Source organism: Actinomadura miaoliensis, from assembly GCF_039536785.1.
In the GTDB taxonomy this organism is placed as follows: domain Bacteria; phylum Actinomycetota; class Actinomycetes; order Streptosporangiales; family Streptosporangiaceae; genus Spirillospora; species Spirillospora miaoliensis.
In genome coordinates, this window is sequence record NZ_BAAAZG010000001.1 from 564,358 (window position 1) to 581,763 (window position 17,406).

14 protein-coding genes and 2 pseudogenes are annotated in these 17,406 nt (G+C 71.1%); 6 read left to right on the forward strand and 10 right to left on the reverse strand.

The window, feature by feature from the left end:
* The first annotated feature begins 187 nt into the window (after positions 1–187).
* A complete protein-coding gene (locus ABD811_RS02610) occupies positions 188–1,132 on the forward strand; it encodes an acyl-CoA desaturase (protein ID WP_344940038.1) in 945 nt (314 codons plus the stop codon).
* 12 nt (positions 1,133–1,144) lie between these two features.
* On the opposite strand, the gene ABD811_RS02615 is transcribed toward ABD811_RS02610, so the two are convergent.
* The 3 genes from ABD811_RS02615 to ABD811_RS02625 form a co-directional block, all read right to left on the reverse strand.
* Positions 1,145–1,732: an MFS transporter gene (locus tag ABD811_RS02615; RefSeq protein ID WP_344940040.1), complete on the reverse strand. Its 588-nt coding sequence runs from the start codon at positions 1,730–1,732 to the stop codon at positions 1,145–1,147.
* Between the two features lie 8 nt (positions 1,733–1,740).
* Positions 1,741–2,454, reverse strand: coding sequence for an MFS transporter (locus tag ABD811_RS02620; protein WP_344940043.1), 714 nt, complete (start codon positions 2,452–2,454; stop codon positions 1,741–1,743).
* Positions 2,455–2,784: 330 nt separating this feature from the next.
* Entirely contained in the window at positions 2,785–3,378 is a 594-nt protein-coding gene (locus ABD811_RS02625) for a TetR/AcrR family transcriptional regulator (RefSeq protein WP_344940045.1), read from the reverse strand.
* Positions 3,379–3,454: 76 nt separating this feature from the next.
* Between ABD811_RS02625 and ABD811_RS02630 the strand changes: the two genes are divergently transcribed.
* Entirely contained in the window at positions 3,455–3,871 is a 417-nt protein-coding gene (locus ABD811_RS02630; RefSeq protein WP_344940047.1) for a VOC family protein, read from the forward strand.
* A gap of 325 nt (positions 3,872–4,196) precedes the next feature.
* Here the strand turns inward: ABD811_RS02630 and ABD811_RS02635 are convergent.
* From ABD811_RS02635 to ABD811_RS02650, 4 genes and pseudogenes are all read right to left on the reverse strand, one after another.
* Positions 4,197–4,283: pseudogene (locus tag ABD811_RS02635) on the reverse strand (DNA-binding response regulator); the annotation flags it as partial.
* A 767-nt stretch (positions 4,284–5,050) separates the two neighbouring features.
* Positions 5,051–6,001, reverse strand: a complete 951-nt coding sequence (locus ABD811_RS02640) for a M56 family metallopeptidase (protein ID WP_344940049.1) — start codon at positions 5,999–6,001, stop codon at positions 5,051–5,053.
* On the reverse strand, positions 5,998–6,372 hold the full coding sequence (locus tag ABD811_RS02645) for a BlaI/MecI/CopY family transcriptional regulator (RefSeq protein WP_344940052.1): 375 nt from the start codon (positions 6,370–6,372) through the stop codon (positions 5,998–6,000). Before ABD811_RS02645 ends, ABD811_RS02640 begins: the two co-directional genes overlap by 4 nt.
* Before the next feature lie 1,270 nt (positions 6,373–7,642).
* Positions 7,643–9,376 carry a VanW family protein gene (locus ABD811_RS02650; protein ID WP_344940055.1) on the reverse strand — a complete coding sequence of 578 codons (1,734 nt, stop codon included), beginning with the start codon at positions 9,374–9,376 and terminating at the stop codon, positions 7,643–7,645.
* Between the two features lie 377 nt (positions 9,377–9,753).
* Here ABD811_RS02650 and ABD811_RS02655 point away from each other — a divergent pair.
* From ABD811_RS02655 to ABD811_RS02670, 4 genes and pseudogenes are all read left to right on the forward strand, one after another.
* Positions 9,754–9,897, forward strand: a pseudogene (locus ABD811_RS02655) (uroporphyrinogen-III synthase); the annotation flags it as partial.
* 228 nt (positions 9,898–10,125) lie between these two features.
* Positions 10,126–10,467, forward strand: a complete 342-nt coding sequence (locus ABD811_RS02660; RefSeq protein ID WP_344940058.1) for a DUF5713 family protein — start codon at positions 10,126–10,128, stop codon at positions 10,465–10,467.
* A 439-nt stretch (positions 10,468–10,906) separates the two neighbouring features.
* A complete protein-coding gene (locus ABD811_RS02665) occupies positions 10,907–12,106 on the forward strand; it encodes a serine/threonine-protein kinase (protein WP_344940062.1) in 1,200 nt (399 codons plus the stop codon).
* Positions 12,103–12,369 (forward strand): hypothetical protein, encoded by a 267-nt coding sequence (locus ABD811_RS02670; RefSeq protein ID WP_344940065.1) that lies wholly within the window; start codon positions 12,103–12,105, stop codon positions 12,367–12,369. Before ABD811_RS02665 ends, ABD811_RS02670 begins: the two co-directional genes overlap by 4 nt.
* 213 nt (positions 12,370–12,582) lie before the next feature.
* Here the strand turns inward: ABD811_RS02670 and ABD811_RS02675 are convergent, their stop codons facing one another.
* The 3 genes from ABD811_RS02675 to ABD811_RS02685 form a co-directional block, all read right to left on the reverse strand.
* Positions 12,583–13,923, reverse strand: a complete 1,341-nt coding sequence (locus ABD811_RS02675; protein WP_344940068.1) for a helix-turn-helix transcriptional regulator — start codon at positions 13,921–13,923, stop codon at positions 12,583–12,585.
* Positions 13,924–14,197: 274 nt separating this feature from the next.
* A complete protein-coding gene (locus tag ABD811_RS02680) occupies positions 14,198–15,631 on the reverse strand; it encodes a LuxR C-terminal-related transcriptional regulator (protein WP_344940071.1) in 1,434 nt (477 codons plus the stop codon).
* Between the two features lie 85 nt (positions 15,632–15,716).
* On the reverse strand, positions 15,717–16,127 hold the full coding sequence (locus tag ABD811_RS02685) for a cysteine/serine endopeptidase inhibitor (protein WP_344940074.1): 411 nt from the start codon (positions 16,125–16,127) through the stop codon (positions 15,717–15,719).
* Positions 16,128–17,406: the final 1,279 nt, after the last annotated feature.

The window sequence follows — 17,406 nt, forward strand, 5'->3', positions numbered from 1 at the left end:
ACAGGTTCGTGACGCGAGGTATCTGGAAGCTAACCATCCATAGCCGGGTCCACAAGCGTTCGACGCAGAAAGTACGGATGTGGCTACATCCAGAGATATTTCCCTGGCTGCGGGGTTACTGGCGAGGGACGCGGCGCATGCCCTTCAATCGGGCAGGCGTCCGTCGCCCGGACCCGAAGGAGACGGCATGTCCACGCCCACCCGCCGGCCCGAACCGCCGGTGACCGGCACCGTCGCCGTGTCCACCGGCCGCCGCACCGCCTACCTGCTCGTGCTGGTGGTGCTTCCCCTGCTGGCGCTGGCCGCGGCGGTGGCCGTGGTGTGGGGGCGGGGCATCGGTCCACGCGACGTGGTGATCGCGGCCGTCATGTACGCGGTGAGCATCTTCGGTATCAGCGTGGGCTATCACCGGCTGCTGACGCACCGCTCGTTCCGGTGCCGCCGTCCGCTGCGGATCGCGCTCGCCGTCGCCGGCGGCCTGGCACTGCAGGGGCCCGTCACCCTGTGGGCGGCCGAGCACCGCAGACACCACAAGTACGCCGACCGGCCCGGTGACCCCCACTCGCCGTGGGCGTACGGCGAGGACGGGCGGGCCCTGCTGCGCGGGCTGGCGCACGCCCACGTGGGCTGGTTCTACACGGCCCGCCGCCGCTCGGACCGCCGCCACTGGGTCCCCGACCTGCTGGCGGACCCGGACATCCGGCGGCTCGACGCGCTGTATCCGGTGACCGTGGCGGCGTCGTTCCTGCTGCCCGCCGCCGTGGGCGGGCTGTGGTCGGGGTCGTGGGCCGGCATGTGGACGGCGCTGTTCTGGGGCGGCCTGGTCCGCTACGCGGTCGTGCACCATGTGACCTGGTCGGTCAACTCCATCGCGCACACGTTCGGCGACCGCGAGTTCGGCACGCGGGACCGCTCCTCCGACGTGTGGTGGGTGGCGCTGCTGACGTTCGGCGAGGGCTGGCACAACTGGCACCACGCCGACCCCACCTGCGCCCGCCACGGGGTGCGCAAGGGGCAACTCGACGCGAGCGCACGCCTCATCCGGTTGTTCGAACGCGCGGGCTGGGCCTTCGACGTACGCTGGCCCGACCCCCGGCGCATGGCCGCCCGCCGCAGTCAAGCCGCCGACTAGCCGGACGGCGGCTCAGCGCTGCCTCTCCCCCGCCGCATCGGCGTCCGACGGCGGTTTCGTCGCAGCCCTCGGCCGCGCAGCCGCACGCCTGTGGAAATCAGGGGGACGGCGCCCCTTCCTCGTTCCCGCGAAGACGCCGAGGAGGGACGGCAGCGCGCCGACGGTGAAGCAGGCGGCCAGGGGGAGGTGGCCGATGAGCAGCCCCACGGCGGCCGAGCCCGCGGCGTTTCCCGTGTTGAACGCCGTGTTGACCCACGCACCGGCCTGCGTCCTGGAGCCTGCCGCCGCGGCCTTGTCCGCCACCATGTAGGCCGTGGTGAGCACAGGCGCCACGAACAGTCCGGTGACGCCGATCAGCAAGGCGAGCACGGCGATGTCCGGCGCCGCCCCGGAGGCGGCCAGGGCGAGCGCGAACGCCGTCGCCAGCAGCGGCAGGCGACGTTCCGGGCTCCGCCGCCATGACACCGTGCCGTAGACGAGACCGCCGACGGCGCTTCCGGCGGCCAGCGCGGCCTCCACCCAGGCGACCGCGGCGAGTCGCGCGTGCTGCTCGGCGAAGGCCACCACGAGCAGGTTCAGCGCACCCAGGCACGTGCCCACGCCGGCGGTCACCAGAACGGGCAGGCGGAGTCCGGCGGTGCCCGCGAGCGGATGTCGCCGGTCTCTGGCCGCACGCCCGTCGATGGCCGGGAGACGTCCGCCCCCTCGGCCTGCCGGGACCGCTCGCGGGCATCGGAACGTGCGGCGGGCGAGGACGCCAGCGCCAGTGAGCCCACGGTCACCAATCCGGCGCTGGCCGCGACCCCGAGAGAAGGATGGGCCAGCCCTGCCAGCATGCCCGCGATCAGCGGTCCGGCCACGTAGAGCAGTTCTTCGGCGACGGTGTCGACTGAGTAGGCGCGTTGCAGAAGCGCGCCGTCGGCGAGCAGGTCGCTCCACAACGCCCGCATGATGGGGCCGAGCGGTGGGGCGAACGCTCCCGTCAGTCCCGCGACGAGCCACAGCAGAGATCCCGGTGTCCCCGGGCGCCAGGTGAGGGCTGCGAGAAGGGTCAACAGCAGCGCGTACGCGACCGCCATCGGCGGAAGCGCGCGGCGGACACCGTGCCGATCGATCAACCGTGCGCGTACCGGGGACAGCAGCGAGCCGGCGAGTCCGAACAACGCGATGGCACCGCCTGCCGTCGCGTACGACCCCGTGGCCTGTGTGCATGCCAGGACGAGCGAGAGAAAAACGGTTCCGTAGGACAGTCTTCCGACCAGCGCCGCGATGAAGGTACGTCCGGCCAGAGGAGTGCGGAGAACGGCGCGGTAGGACGCCACCTGCTGCGAAGACATCAGAATCCCTCGAAAAGGGCAGCGTCAGGCCGGTATGTGCGGCGGGACGCTGCGAACCTGAGAAGCCCGCTTCCGCGTCAAGCCCATGCTGGACGGGCGACGCGGTCAGCCGGTCTCTAGGCACGAGGGTCGAACATGCGCCTCAAGCTAACACAACCCCGTGCTGTGTCCTGAGATGCCGTTCGGGTGCCGCTCCGTTCGTGCTTGGGCGCGAGCAGGGCATGCCCGCCATCCGCGCTCGGTTGAATCCGGCGTCAGGCACCAGCGGTCTGGCATCGGTGACGCAGTCCGCTCGCGGGTCGCGACGACAGCCCGCTACGTGCCGTCTGTGGTGCGGAGGGACTCCAGGAGCTGGGTGAGGGCGGCCATGGTGTCGTGTAGGTCGTCGGGGTCGCTCGATTCGGCGAGGAAGAGCGCCGCCTCGTTCATCGCTCCCGACAACAGGTGAGTCAACGGCTTGACGGGCCGGCGCGCTATGAGGCCCTTGTCCATGAGGTCGGTGAGCGCCTCGGCCAGGTGCCGGGCGGAGGCCGCTTCGTCCATGGCCCGCCACTCGTTCCAGCCCAGGACCGCGGGGCCGTCGATGAGCATGATGCGCTGGACGTCGGGATCGGTGCTGGCGGACAGGAAGGCCTGGCATCCTGCCGTGAACTGCGTCCAAGGGTCGTCGTGCGCGTCGGCGGCGGCCGCCACCTTCCTGCCGACCTCGTCCTGGACCTCCCGCAGGACGGCCCGGAAGAGGTCCGCCTTGCCGTCGAAGTGGTGGTAGAGCGCACCCTTGGTGACCTTGGCGGCGCGGACGATCTCCGACAGGCCCACCTCGCCGTAGCCCCTGGCTGCGAACAGCCTGCGGCTCTCGGCCACGAGCGTCCGCCGGGTCTGCTCACGCTGCTCCACCCTGCTGGTCATGGACACTCCGTTGACATACCGATGGTACGCCAAATAGCGTACTCGACATACCATCGGTATGCGAAGGAGGAGCTTCGTGAAGCTGACCAGCTTCTATCCCGTCATCGGCGTCACCCGCCTGCGGGAGTCGCGCGACTTCTACACCCGCCTGTTCGGGTTCGAGGTGACATTCGAGGCGGACTGGTACGTCAGCCTGCGCCGGCAGGGCGACCGGCCGTACGAACTCGCGCTGCTCGACTACGGCCACCCCACCGTGCCCGAGGCCTATCGCAAGCCCGCCCAGGGCCTGCTGCTCAACTTCGAGGTCGAGGACGTGGACGCCGAGTGGGAACGCCTCGTCCTCGACGAGGGCCTGAAGGCCGAACTGGACCTGCGCACCGAGGATTTCGGCCAGCGGCACTTCATCGTGGCCGACCCCAACGGCGTCCTCATCGATGTGATCAAAGAGGTGCCGCCCGCCGACACCTACGCGGACAACTACGTCGCACGCTGACCGCTCAACGGGCCGCGCACCACCATGTCGGTGTCCTTGCATCCGCCCCTTGTACGGACGAGGTCGGCGGGCTGGGCAACACCAACCAGGACGCCGGGTGGGGCCGCATGTTCGGCTACGCCAACGGCGGCCAGATCTCCTGGCTGCTGCCCGCCGCGTCCGTCGGCGCCGTGTCGGTCGTCCCACCCGGGACGCCCACGACCGGTTTGTGCTGCCATGGCGACGCGCTTGTTGTGAGCGGCTTCCTGCCGGCCGAGGTTGCGCGGGGGCGTCCGCTCGTTGGCTCGTCCACGGCGGTCGTGAAGGGTGACCGGGGACGCGCAGGTCAGGGGGCGGAGGTGTCGTCGCCGACCAGGCCGGCCTCGTAGGCGACGATCGCGGCCTGCACCCGGTTGCGGACCTCCAGCCGCGTCAGGGCCGGGCGGCCCTCCCCACCAGCGCTGGCGCGGGTCGGACCACAGCCGCCATGCCCGCTCGATGGGCGCGTCGAAGTCGGCGACCACGGTGAGGGTCAGGGCGTCGTAGTCCTTGTCGCGGGTCACGGTCACGTGTTCCGTCCTTGCGTGGTGGTGTCCGCCGCCGGGCCGGCGTCCTCGGCGGGCAGCCGCGCCATGCGCAAGGCCGGTATTGCCTTCGCGGGTATTGCGGGCCCTACGGCGGCCACGCCGAGCTTTGGGGGTCGGTCGGTGCGGAGGATGAGGTGGTGGGCGCAGGGCGGCGCGGGTGGGTTGGCGTTGGGCAGCGGCGGCTTGTGCGTAGCGTTGGCGGGTGCGGCGGTTGAGCACGGCAGGGCGAGGTTGGTGAAGCTGACGGTGTGGCAGCGGCGCAGTTGCATGAGCACGTAGGCGGCGGCACCGGTATCCGCTGGGCCGACTCGACCGGGGCGCCGAGTTGGAAACCGTGCGCTGTCGCTGGTCGCTGGTGGTGGGAGTTCGTGGGGGACGCCGACGTGACCGAGCACGATCGCCAGCATGCAAAGCAGGTAGTCGAGCTTGTCTCGTGCCGGTCGGGCGGCCGGATGGTGCAGCGACGCCGCATTGGCTGCGGCCGCGCCCAGAGCACTGCTCGCAGCACATCACCGGCCAGCTGATCGGATCTGCCGCACCCGGGCTGGTCTTCCGTGCGGGCAGGACAGTACGGGACGGGGCGGCGGCCCCGCTGCTGCGTGTGCCCGTGCCGTCACGTCGGCAGGTGGCAGTGCCGCTGGAGGAAAACGATGATCGCCGGGTTGGCCGCCAGGACGATCGGCAGGATCATCAGCAGGCCCACGCCGAGGCCTCCGCCCAGCCGGGCGGGACGTGACAGCGGGCGGTGCGGGGCCAGCAGCCGCCGCACACGGTGAAGCGCCAGGGAACCGCTCGCACCGAGCGCGCCGGCGGGCGCTCGGCCCGCGGCCAGCGTCACGAGCGCCGCGGCCACCGTCGCCCGGTCGTGCCGGCGGGCGGCCGCGTCGTCGGCGACCAGTTCGACCAGGTGGGCGATCTCCTGATGCGCCGCACGGAACAACGGGACACCGGGGAAGGCGCGTTCGATCGCGGCGGCGACGGTCACCGCCAGGTCATGCCGTCCGCGAAGGTGCGCCCGTTCATGCGCGAGGACGGCGGCGAGCTGCCCTTCGTCCAGGCAGTCAAGGGCACCTGTGGTGAGCACCACGCAGCGGTGCCGGCCGGGCAGGCAGTACGCCATCGGCTGGCGGTGCTCGAGCACCAGCGCCTGCAAGTCGGGGCGAGGCCACGCCACGACGGCGAGCGCCCGCAGATGGCCGCGCCTGCGACGCGCGGTCAGCACCAGCGACACGGCGACGCGGACGAGGATCCAACCGGTGACGCCGATCGCGACCACCATGCCGGCATATGCGCCGACGGGCTGCTTCACGCCGCCGTAGTGCGCCTGGAGTATCGCCTGGCAGGCGTCGAGAAGCTGAGCCAGCCCGTGGGACGCGCGCGTGGTCGACGCCGTCAGCACGATGCCCGCCAGAACCAGCGCGCCCAGCGCGGACGCGGTGGCCGCCTGCCACACGATGACGCCCAGCCGCGGGGCCCGCTCGGTCCAGGTGAGGCGTCGCAGCGGCCACGTGCCGAAGAACGCGAGCACTACCGCGTAGACCAACAGCGCGACGGCAGCGGTCATGTACGGCTTTCCGGCGGAATGATCTTCAATGCGGCGCGCAGCGCCTCGGTCTCCTCGGGGGACAGTTCGGCGAGGAAGTGCACGAAGGCGGCGGCCTGGTTGTCGCTGGTGGCCAGGGCCTCGCGCATGAGCTTGGCCGTGTAGCCCTCGCGTGTGGCGGTCGGTTCGTACACGTAGGCCCGGCTGACCATCTCACGGCGCAGCCAGCCCTTCTTGTACAGGTTGTCCATGACCGTCATCACGGTGGTGTAGGCGATCTTCCGGTCGTGCCGCAGGTCCTCCAGGACCGTACGCACGTTGACCGGTCGGCCGTACGTCCACACCCGCTTCATGACGGCGGCCTCGAGCTCACCGAGTCGCGGCAGGGCCATCTTCCACCACCTTCCTACGCGCGATAGTAGCCCGCCGCCCACCGCGACCGATGGGCGTGCGCCGCTTCCCACCCCCTGGGAGGTACCGGCAGACCACCGCGCCATTGGAACGTCCGGGAGGCGCTTGACGGCCTTCGGGCTTGCGCACTCTCGCGCAGCGCCGCTTGGATGCTTGCGAGTCGGAGGTTGGAACTATTTCACCTAGTAGTTTCGTCGGCGATCTGCGGCGGACGGGGAGGGAGGGTTGGCCCTGCGTTCGCCGAGCGGAACCCGGGCCGCGAGGGGGGCCGAGCGCGTAAGGCACGCAGCCGCCCCTCGGCTTCTCTGGCTTGCCGCTACTACATGGCGCCCGGCTCGCATCGGAAGTCGCTCTCTTCGCCAGTGACGACTTTCGGTGCGCCGTGGACCTTCGGGGTCTCTCAGGCCTGTAACTGCAACGACTCCGAGGCCATCTCAACGCAGCGATGTCCCGCGCCGGCATGGCCCGCAGGCGGGGCTCGGCCCGCTCGGCTGCTCTGGACCTGCAACAGGGTCGACATGAATCTGCCCACTACTGCACTGGCTGCTCAGTAGGCGGTGCCGTCCGGATCCTCCGGCCGGATCGCCACGTATCGCAGATCACCCTGAGCCGACGTCTACTACGGTTTTTAGTAGCAGTTCACGTGGGTGCGGGCGCGGTCGTGCCGGTAGAGTCCATGCGCAGACATGACGACACCGCCTCGGTTTGCAGTCATCCAGCCCGCGCCCTTTACTTTGTAGATTCCGAGCTTGGGGTGCGGCGCCCCGGGTGACGGCTGTGCGGGGCCGCGCTGTTGTCAGGCGGCGCTTGGGGCCGGGCGGTCGCTCGGAAGGCGGCACCGCGAACTTCGGCCTGCACATCGGCGGGTCGTTTCGCAACGCCCCGCTTCCGCCTTGGCGCGCTCAGCACCACGGATCAGCGGCTACGCGCAGGGCGCGCAATGAGACAGGCCTCCTCTGAGGGATGCCTGTGGCATGGTGCCGAACAGTTGCGACATCCGCATGTCAGTCGGGTAGCCGCGGGTCTGCCGGGCCCCGATCCCCCTGGCGTGCTCAGTACCAATGACGGGCAGGCCGACGGTCACGACGCGCCACCGAGCCCGACGCCTCACCGATCGTGGTCGGCCACGCCCGTCACGCGCGAGGACCAGGCGGACATGCTCGGCTTGGTCTCGGGCTGGCGGTCCACGACGGCCCGTCCGTCACGGCGCATGACGACGCCCCACGCCTTGGGCGGGCGCGGGGCGGCCGTTCATCGGCTCGGGGTTTCGGTGCAGGTCAGCTTGGGTTCGGGCTGGTAGACGGTGTGGAACTTCTGCCTGCGCACGACCCGGCCGTCCTTCTTGAAGATCCGCCACACGTCGATCGAGAACCCCTCCGCGCCGGGCATGGGGATGCACCGCGGCCCCGAATCGGTGATCGACTCGAAGGGGCGCACGTTGTAGCGGCCGGAGCTGCGCGACTCGATGTCGAACCGCTTGGTGCTCCAGAACGTCACGGTGATCGACGTGGCCGTGTACGAGGTCTTGATCAGCACCCCGTACGGGGAGTCGTTGCGCCACCGGAAGTCCGGCTCGGGATAGGAGACCGTCGACTCCCGCCCGGCCGGATACCGGGAGATGTAGAAGGAGTGGGGGGTGTGCTGGACGTCCTGCAGCCCGCCGAAGAACACCGCGTTGAACATGGTGGTGACGAACTGTGAGACGCCCCCGCCCACGTCGTCGACGTACCGTCCGTTGAGGATCATCGGCGCGGGGACGAATCCGCGGGCTCTGTCGCGCCTGCCGACGACTCCGTTCAGCGAGAACGTCTCCCCCGGCCTGACGATGTACCCGTCCAGGATCCTGGCGATGGTCTGGATGTTGGTCACCCGCGGCGCGCAGCACGGGTGGTTGGTGGTGAAGCCGCTGATCTTTTCCTTGATCCCCATCGCCTGGGCCTGCTCGGTGGTGATCCGGGGTTGTGTGGTGACCACGTCCACCGGCACGGTGCGGTCTCCGCCCGTGGTGAGGACCCGGCTCACGGCTTGGCCGAGCTTGGCGGCGTCCACTCCCTGACCGGCGCGGGAGGGCCGGAGCTTGAGGCCTCCCGACCTGCTCACCGTGAAGGTCGCGTCCCGGGGCGCCTGGGCCGCGGGCACGAACCGCTTCTCCACGCTCCTGGCCACCGCCGCCGCGTCGAACTCGGGACGCAGCGAGCCCCGCCCGTCGGCCACGAACCGCAGATTGCGGGCGATGTCCGTCGGGGACACCGCGACCCGCCGGTCCCCGCGGGTCAGAACGAGCGGACGGGCGACCGCCTGACGCGCCGTGGTCTGCGCGACACGCCGCACCTCCTGCGCCGACACCGTGGGAGCCGCCGGTCGCGGCGCCACGGTCACCTGAGGCCGGGGGTGGAGGAAGGCGTCCTTGACCGCGCGCTCGGCCGCCGCGCGATCGATCTCGTTCCCCGGCCTGGGCAGCACCGGAACCGGCCGCGTGCCCTGGTAGCGCACGCCGCCGTCCCGGCGCGGGGTGTCGACCTCCTTGGCGACGCCCGCGATGGCGGACGACAGCCGTCCGGCGTCCACCTTCACCCGGGGCGTGATCTCCCGGCCGCCGATCCAGGGACGCAGCAGGTCGGAGGGGGTGGGAGCCCCGCCGCCCGCCGCGGCGACCGTGGCCCGCACGTCCAGCGACAGTCCCGCCTCCGCCGGAGCGATGGTGAACCGGTGTCCGGCGGCGGTCACCACGATCGGACGTTCGGCGTCATCCGCCAGTTCGCGGGCGAGCTTGGCCTCCGCGTCCGCCGGCGACAGCCCTCCGATGTCGACGCCCGCGACCCGTGTGCCCCCGGGGACCTTTCCGGCGACCGTCACGGTACGCACGACACCGGCCACGAGTACCAGGGCCAGTCCGGCGGCCGCCACGGGCAGCAACCGGCGCCGCAGCCGCCGGGCCTGTCCGGCGTGAGCCCGTGTCTGATCACTGCTCGGGATGTTCGACATCGCGTCCGATTCCACTCGCTCTCACAGCAACCCGGGACGTCTCCTAGGAAAGTTAGTAGATGGACGAGCGTGGTACGGCACAACGGTCGAGGACGACTCGAAGAGGCTGCTGGCTCGTCGGTTTCGGCGGCGGTGAGCGAGGCTCCCTGCTGCCCGGCAGGTCGGGTCGCGGAGGGTTCTGCTCCTCCGGAGCCGAGGCCGTCACTGGGCGTCATCGTGAAGCGAGCGAAATGTCCTGACTCCCGCGTCGCGCATGTTGCATGAGCCGGACCGGCAGGCAGAGAGGGCATGCGGCCGGTTGCGCCCGCGTGCACCGCAGCCACCGTCGCTCGCCGCTGAAGCCGCCTGGTGGTGGGTACGTCGGCGGGGCGGGCGGACGGGACGCGCGTCCGCAGGCCGACGAGCACGCGGTGGAGATGGCCGTGGCGCGGCTGCGGCGCGGCCTGGGCCGGTCGGGCATCGTGGAGACGGTGGTCAAGCGCGGCTATCGGCTGGCGTGCGACTCGGTCCGGTGGGGCTGAGCGGCTGATGCGCGCGGGCAGCGGTATCAGCGTCACCACGAGGGCCACGGGGGTTGGCGCCGATTCGGTTCGGCCGTGGAGCAGCAGCGTTGCCGGGGTTGCGTCACGGGGCCAGGACGAACCGCCCTGCCGGGGGGTTCTGGTGTTGTCCAGCGGCGCTCCCCCGGATCCGTCAGTCGCTCGCTCTAGGGTCGTGGCGGCGGGTCAACGGAGAAGGCGGAGGTCATCGTGGCGATCGAGAACCAGCGGGTCGCGGGGTATGCGTTCCTGCAGGGGATGTACTCGGACGAATTCTTCCCGGATCACCTCGTTGACAAGGGAAAGGCGATCTTGCTGAGGCTGTGCGAGCGGATCGAGGCGGAGCGGCCGGCGGATCTGACGGCGTTGTACGCGTTGACGCACGCCGCGACGGAGGAGTTCAACGCGCTGGAGGAGGAGTTCGCGGCGGCCGGAAGCGAGATCGAGACCTTTGCCCGGGAGTCGATAGCGGACGACTTCGGGTTCGTGGCCTCCTCCTACGGATTCGAGGACGCGGATGCGGAGCAGTTGATCGCCACCCGTGACTGGTGATCGGGACGCAAGGGGCGGCTTCCCGGGGAAAGCCTGTGTTTCCTTGAGCTGTCCGCGGCTTCAGTCGATGCGAGGGCTGAGGGGGGCGGTCGCCTGGACGATCGCGTCGATCCATGCAGGTGAGCAGCCCGGCCCGGCGTTGGACTTGCCGATTTACCAGCGGTACTCGACGGCCAGGCGGCAGTCTCCATTCCAGCGGCGATAACCGGGAATGAGATCGACGACGAAGCGTAGGTGTTCGGCCCTCTTCGGCTGCCCACCTCGCGTTGTCCATTACAGTTCGCGGGCCGGTAAGGAGATCTCTCGGCCGGTTGAGAATGGACCCAAAGGTCCCTGACCTGGAGAAGGTGGTTGATCGTCTCGGATGGCCGATTTGACCGGTTGAATCGTTACCGCGAAGGGGTGGGACGACCTACCCGATGCTCTCTATGATCGGCACGTGGTCAATCCTGTGGAACTGCGGGCCGATGATCCACGGACGATCGGCTCGTACCGGCTGCTGGCGCTGCTCGGTGAGGGCGGACAGGGCGCGGTCTACCTGGGACAGGACGGCGCGGGAACGCGGGTGGCGGTCAAGATCCTGCACGCCCGGCTGGCCGGTGACGACCGCGCCCGCCATCTGTTCCTGAGGGAGAGCGCCCTCGCGCGCGAGGTCGAGCCGTACTGCACGGCCCGGGTCCTCGCGGCCGACGTCGAAGGCGACCGCCCCTACATCGTCAGCGAGTACGTCGAGGGCGAGTCGCTCAGCGACCTGGTCCGCCGCGCCGGTCCGCGCGACCACGGCAGCCTGGAGCGGCTGGCCATCGGCACGGCCGCCGCGCTGAACGGCATCCACCGGGCGGGCATCGTGCACCGCGACTTCAAGCCGTCCAACGTTCTGCTGGCCACCGACGGGCCGCGGGTCATCGACTTCGGGATCGCCCGTGCGCTGACCTCCACCACCACCCTGTCCAGCGGGATCGTCGGCACCCCCGCGTACATGTCGCCCGAGCAGGTGGCGGGACGGGAGATCGGGCCGCCGTCGGACGTGTTCTCGTGGGCGGTCACGCTGACCTTCGCCGCGACCGGCGGCCCCGTGTTCGGCACCGACAGCATCCCGGCCGTCCTGCACCGCATCCTGAACGTCGACCCGGACCTGTCGGCGATGCCGCCGCACCGGCGCGCCCTGCTAGCGGCTTGCCTGGACAAGGTGCCCGAGCGGCGGCCGACGATGTCGCAGGTGCTGGCCGAACTGCTCGGCGAGGCGCCCGCGCCACGGCCGCACGTGCCTCCGCCGTCCACCTACCGTCCGCCCGCCGCCACGGGCGGGCCGCCCACACCTCCGTTCGGCGCACCTCCGCCCGGGGCGCCTCCCTACGGCGCGCATCCGCCCGCCGTGCCTCCGCCTGCCACCGCACGGTTCGCGGACCACACGAATCCCGCGTTGCCGTTTGAGCCTCCGGGCTCGTCCAAGCCGCTGCCCATGGGCGTCTTCTTCGCCGGGACGCTGCTCCAGTTGCTCGTCGGCGTGGCCATCACCGTCTACGCGGTGAACTACTCGTCCAACCTGAACAGCGTCATCGCCGTGGAGGCATTCCTCCTGGCGCTCGGCGCGCTCGTCGTCGCGGTCCGGCGATTCAGAGCACACGGGGACGGTTGAGAGCATTGGGCGTCCTGGCGTTGCCGCTACTGGTCCTCATCGTGGTGACCTACGTCGCGATCCTGAACACGCCCGGCGGGCTCCGCCTGCGGGCGCGGTTTCCCTCACTCGTAGGTGCGGTGCTGCCCGCGCTGGTGTGCCTGCCGCTCGCCATAGGTTTCATCGCGACCGGCATGACGGAGGAAGGCGTCGTCGTCCTCCTGGCGTACGCCGTCATCGTCGTCATCTTCGCCATCCTGGCGGACCTGCTGCGCCAGAATTGAAGGTCCGCCGCGTCCTGGAGGCTGCACGCACTCGGCGCTGGGCTGCGCTCTGAGGCGCGTCCCGCCCCACCTACGCCCCCCTTCCACCTGCCCTGACTCGGCATCGATCCGCTCCTGGGCGCACACGTGCAGGCCACCGACCGGTACTACGGCGGTGCGGCCGAGCCGGTCCTTCACCGGGCGGCCACACTCGGTCACGCGAACTGTGGAAGGTCAGAAGGTGGCGGCGCGCAATTCCTCTCGACCGGAGATTCCGAGCTTGCGGTAGACCCGGGAGAGATGGACCTCCACGGTGCGCAGGGCGAGATACAGGTGCCCGGCGATCTGCTTGTTGGTCATTCCGGCCTGTGCCAGCCGGGCGATTCTCATTTCCCGGCTGGTGAGTGCCTCCCCCGGACAGGACATGCCCATTGCGTGCAGGGCCCGCTCGACCTCGTCGGCCCGGTGCTGGATGCCGATGCGGGTGAACAGGAGGCGCGCCCGCTCCAGTTGCCCGCGTCCCCTCGTCCGCTCGCCCTGCTCGACGAGCCGTACCCCCAGCTCGTAGGACACGGTGCCGAGTTCGACCGGGGCGGCCGCCACCTCCAGCAGTTCGGCCGCCTCGGTGAGCAGGTCGATCTCCTGGCCCTTCCCGTCCACGAGCGCGACGGCGGTCAGGGCGCGTCCGATGGCGCGCGGTTCGCCCCAGCGCATCGCGGCCGCCTGCTCCTGCCAGGCCAGTACGGCCGCGAGCACCGGTCGTCCGGCGGCCCGCGCGGCGAGCGCCGCCCTGCCCCGCCACGGCAGCACCGCCGGGTTCGTCACGCCCCGGGCCACCAGCTCGCGCCCGCTGGCGAGGTGGTCGCCGAGTGCCCGTTCGGCATCACCGGTCGCCATCGCCACCGCGCCGCGGGCCCCGAGCAGGTCGGCCCGGCAGGGGGCGCCGGACCGGATCGCCCCGTCGATGTCGTGCTCGGCCAGCAGTTCGCGGGCCCGCCCCGTGGCGCCGGCTTCGACCAGCAGCTCGGCGGTGTGGGCGACGGCCAGCAGCCGCGTGACCGGCTCCGCCTCGGGGTGCAGCAGCGTGGCGAACAGTTCCTCCGCACCGGCCAGGTCGCCGCACAGCTGCGCGATCCGTCCCCTGATCAGGGTGACGTTGTCCATCAGCCCATAGCGGGAGCCCGCCGACGCCTCCTCGGCGATCCCGCGGCTCAGCGCGTCCGCCACGACCAGTTCGCCCGCGAGCACCAGCGTGTTCAGGGCACGGGAAACGCACAACGGCATGTATCGGCACGGCACGTCGTCGAGTGCCTCCTCGGCCAGCCGGACCGCGAGGGGCCAGTCCCGGCCGGTTCTCAGACACCGGACGGCCTTGGCGGCGCGGCATTCCGCCGCCCACGGGTGGGGTGAGGCGAGGGCGACGTCCCGGCCGGCGGACGGCACCCCGACGATCCCGGCGAACCGCCTGTCGGCGGGGTTCGGTTCGCGCCTCGCCGCCCGTCCCGCCGGGGAGAGCTCTCTGTCCGGCGGCGCCGAGACGACGTCCACACGACTCCGCTGTCGGCCGGTGCTCATGCGACACCTCCCGTGGACTTCTCAGGACGGTTCCAGTCGTCGGACACAAGGCGTGGGGCGCTGCTCTGGCATGACTGTCGTGTCGAACGGTCGGAAGAAACCGGGGTGCCACTGGAATGAGGTGCGCGGATAAACATGGCCGGTGCCGATGCGGCCCGCCGTGCGTGGCGTTTACCCGGGCCGACCGGACGGCAGTTTACAGATCTCTTGACAGTCTGGTCCAGAGTTTGCGGAGTGATGTGATCCACCGTCGCGGACCATCGCGGGCCGCACCTCAGCGGAGGGGGCTGAGAATGGTCCGCAGCTCGCGTCGGCCCTTGATTCCCAGCTTGCGGTAGACGCCGGTGAGATGGAACTCCACGGTGCGCTTGGTAAGCGACAGTTCCCCTGCGATCCGTCCGTTGCTCAGGCCAGCGCGGGCGAGTTCGGCGATCCTGCGTTCCTGCGGCGTCAGCCTGTCGACGCCGTCCGGCCGCACCATGCAGGCGAGCGCGGTGTCCGCGCGGTCCGCCCACAGGCGGTATCCGGTGCGGCGCGCCAGGTCGCGGGTCCTCTCCAGCACGCGGCGGGCCGCGCGGTACTCCTTTTCGGCGTCCAGCGCCCGGGCGATGTCGTAGCGCGCACGCAGCAGCTCACCGGTGGCCTTCGACCGTTCCAGGACGGCCTCGGCCTCCCGCAGCGCGTCGGCGCCGCCGTCCAACACCAGCGCGGCCGCGTGCATCGCGACGCCGACCGAACGCGCACCGCCCCAGCGGCTCGCGGCGACAAGCTCCTGTCTGGCGAGGGCGTCGGCCACGGTCTTGCGCCCCAGCAGGTGCGCGCACAGGGCAGCGCGCGAACGCCACGGCACGACCGCAGGGTTCACCACCCCCCACTCAAGAAGGATCCGGCCGCACGCGCGGAAGTCGTCACCGGCCAGTTCGACCCGTCCGGCGGCGAAATGCAGCCCGCCCCTGGCCGCGAGCAGTTCGACCCGGGTGCCCACCCCCGCGTCCTGCCCGTCGACGTCGCACTCCATGAGAAGGCCGTGTGCGCGGTCGAGCTCACCCAGGTCAATCAGCGCGGCCACACGCCAAGCCGTGGCCAGCCGACTGAACTGGGGGTGCACCCCGCGCACGGCCGCGTCGGCCAGCAGTCCGGCGGCTGTGTCAGGGGCGCCGCGCAGCCAGGCCAGGCGTGCGCGCAACAGCGTCAACGCGTCACGGTGCCGGGACGTGGCCGTCCAGTCGGCGGCGCGGACGGCTCGTTCGCACTGCTCGTGCGCCTCGTCGAGTTCGTCGGCGTAGGCCAGGGCGACCACCGCGTGCCAGAACGTGCCGACGTCACGCCAGGCCGGTGTGGCGAGCACATGCGTGGCGAGGCGGACCACCTCCTCGCGGTTCACACCCTGGTTGGCCAGCCGCACGGCGTGCATGGCGTCCCGGCGTTCCGCCGGCGGACACCCCGGGGCAGTGTCCGGCCGCGGCGCCCCCGGCAGGTAGACCAGCTCGGCCAGGTCGGGACCGCGGAGCGCGATCGGCGCGGGCAGGGTGTCCGCCACATTCTGGGTGACCGGCTCGTCCGCCGCGTCCCAGCGGCCCCGCCGGACCAGATGTGCGCGGCGGTGCGGCGGCCGGTCAAGCGCCTGCCGTACTTCACCGACGCCGGGCGCGGCCGGAACCGACCGGGAGACCTGCCGATCGCGTCCGAGGCCTGTTTCGTGACCCATGGGGGAGCTCCTGTCGGTCGAGCGGCAGGCCGTATCAAAACACGAGAGTGCCGTCCCGGGGAGAGGGACGGCACTCCCACCATCGTTAGCGGACGAACTTCCAGGTGACGGGGATGTTGCCCTGCGCCGGGTCGGCGAGCTGCCGGAATGCGGGCAGGCTCAGGTCGATGTGCGAGGGCGAACAGCTCGGGCACTTGTCCTTGACCGGGACCCTGACCGTCCGCCCGTTGGCGGTGACCTCGACGAAGACGCCCTGGCAGAGCGGGTCGTTGTTCGGATTGGGCGCGGTCCAGTACGAGGCGGAGACGGCCACGAGCATTTCCGTGGCCGCGTTGATCTGCGTGCCGCAGGCGCCGTAACCGGCGGCGTCGTAGTACGTGGCGTTGCCCTGAATCGTCTGGCCGATCGGGATGTCCGCGTATGCCGTGCCCTGCGCGACCAGGGGAATCGTCATCGCCGCGGCCGCCGTGCCCAACGCCTTCGCGATCTTGCCCATGCTGAATCTCCTCGCCTTTCACGCGGAACTTCGGAATGGGACCGATAGGGCGCAGGGACCGATCCGGGAACCGGCCCGTCCGCGCCGCCTCGATGATCAGGCGATGGCCGGGCCGCGGTCTTTACGGTGGTACCGCATGAGTACGACGCCCGGTCCCGCCCGGCGAATGCCGACCGAGTGTTCGCAGGCCCCGCTCCCGTCGGACCGATAGGCGGCACCGGAGGCGTTTGGCGGTGGCGTCGGAGTAGAGGCCGGTCGGGCTCGTCCTGGTGGACAACGTGAACCAGGCGGAGCGCTCCACGAACGGCAGCCCGTCCAGCATCGCGGTGGAACTGCGCACGCCACGTGAGGTGGCAGTTGGCGCCAACGTCGCCCAGCGCAGCGGTAACGCCGACGACGTTCACCGCACTGCCGCCCTTCTTCGGCCTGATCGCGTCCACCGCCGCGCGCGCTTACAGACGCACAGGCCCCAAGTCACAACCGCGCGGCCCCTGGTCGCGCACGCACGCGCCCCAAGTGGCAGACACGCGGGCGCCAGGTCGCAGACACGCCGGCCCCAAGCCACAGACGCACCGGCGCCAACTCACGGACGCACGGGCCCCAAGCCACAGAGGCGCAGACCCCAGATCGCAGCCGCGCGGCGCCAAGCCGCAGACACGCGGGCGGCAAGGCGCAGACGCACGGGCCCCAGGTGGCAGACACGCGGACGGCAGGTCGCAGACGCGCGGGCCCCGAGTCTCGGACGGGCGGGCCCCAGGTCACGCGCGCGCGGCGCCAAGCCGCAGACGCACGAGCGCCAAGTCATAGACACACCGGCCCAAGTCACGGACGCGCGGACCCCAGACGCGGCGGACTTCAGGTCGCGCGCGGGCCCCAAGTGGCAGACACGCGGGGCCCAAGTCTCGGACGCGCGGGCCCCAGGTGGCAGACACGCGGGCGGCAGGTCGCAGACACGCGGGCGGCAGGGCGCGGGCGCGCGGGCGGCAAGTCGCGGACGCACGGGCGGCAAGTCGCGGGCGTGCGGGTGGCAGGGCGCGGACGCGCGAGCCCCAAGTCGAGGTGGTGCGAGCCCAAGTCGCGGGGGGTGTGGCCCAAGTCGTGGGGGTGTGGGTGTCAGGTTGCGGGGGTGGCTGGGGCGGGGTCGGCCGTGGGGTAGGCGGCGGTTTGGGGTGGGTGGTGCGTTGGACGGTCGGGACGTGGTTCGTCGGTTAGTTCGCGGGGGGGTGACAGGCTGCGGTGGGGGGCGCGGCGGCGCTGCTGGTTATCGGGGGGCTCCGGC

What these genes read in the sequence shown, in the direction of transcription:
- ABD811_RS02610 (WP_344940038.1), top strand. Translation starts at nt 188, where the DNA reads ATGTCCACGCCCACCCGCCGGCCCGAACCGCCGGTGACCGGCACCGTC.
- ABD811_RS02625 (WP_344940045.1), bottom strand. Translation starts at nt 3,378, where the DNA reads ATGACCAGCAGGGTGGAGCAGCGTGAGCAGACCCGGCGGACGCTCGTG.
- ABD811_RS02640 (WP_344940049.1), bottom strand. Translation starts at nt 6,001, where the DNA reads ATGACCGCTGCCGTCGCGCTGTTGGTCTACGCGGTAGTGCTCGCGTTC.
- ABD811_RS02645 (WP_344940052.1), bottom strand. Translation starts at nt 6,372, where the DNA reads ATGGCCCTGCCGCGACTCGGTGAGCTCGAGGCCGCCGTCATGAAGCGG.
- ABD811_RS02650 (WP_344940055.1), bottom strand. Translation starts at nt 9,376, where the DNA reads ATGTCGAACATCCCGAGCAGTGATCAGACACGGGCTCACGCCGGACAG.
- ABD811_RS02675 (WP_344940068.1), bottom strand. Translation starts at nt 13,923, where the DNA reads ATGAGCACCGGCCGACAGCGGAGTCGTGTGGACGTCGTCTCGGCGCCG.
- ABD811_RS02680 (WP_344940071.1), bottom strand. Translation starts at nt 15,631, where the DNA reads ATGGGTCACGAAACAGGCCTCGGACGCGATCGGCAGGTCTCCCGGTCG.
- ABD811_RS02685 (WP_344940074.1), bottom strand. Translation starts at nt 16,127, where the DNA reads ATGGGCAAGATCGCGAAGGCGTTGGGCACGGCGGCCGCGGCGATGACG.